We start from the raw sequence: 405 nt of genomic DNA, 5'->3' as shown, positions 1-405 counted from the left end.
GTCAGCACCACGGGTGTGCCTGCATCCTGCTGGCGGAACTCGGCGACCATCGCCAGCACCCGCCGCAGGCCGACCTTGCGGCTGAGCGCACGTTCGCTGCTCTGCTGGATCACCGGGCCATCGGCCATGGGGTCGGAAAACGGCACGCCCAGCTCGATCACATCCGCGCCGGCACGCACCAGCGCGTGCATCACCGGCACGGTGGCGGCGTCGGAGGGATCACCGGCAGTGATGAAGGGGATCAGGCCGGTGCGCTTGGCGGCGGCGAGCTGGTCGAGGCGGGTGTCGATGCGGTTGGTCATGGGGTCGGTGAGGTGCAGTGAGAGGGCGAGTGTTGCGGAGCCGGGATTCGGGATTGGGGATTTGGGATTCGTTGAAGAGCGGGCGTCCGGATCTTCTGTTGGG

1 protein-coding gene is annotated in these 405 nt (G+C 67.9%); it reads right to left on the bottom strand.

Annotation, left to right across the window (positions count from 1 at the left end; all coding sequences use genetic code 11):
- Positions 1–302, bottom strand: a 302-nt coding sequence (locus FLQ44_RS10045) for a tryptophan synthase subunit alpha (RefSeq protein ID WP_206208798.1), incomplete at its 3' end; no start/stop codon positions are given.
- Positions 303–405 lie beyond the last annotated feature (103 nt).

The organism is Vogesella mureinivorans (assembly GCF_007644035.1).
GTDB lineage: Bacteria > Pseudomonadota > Gammaproteobacteria > Burkholderiales > Chromobacteriaceae > Vogesella > Vogesella mureinivorans.
The sequence above is the reverse complement of the archived record's forward strand: the minus strand, read 5'-3'. Positions and strand labels throughout refer to the sequence as shown.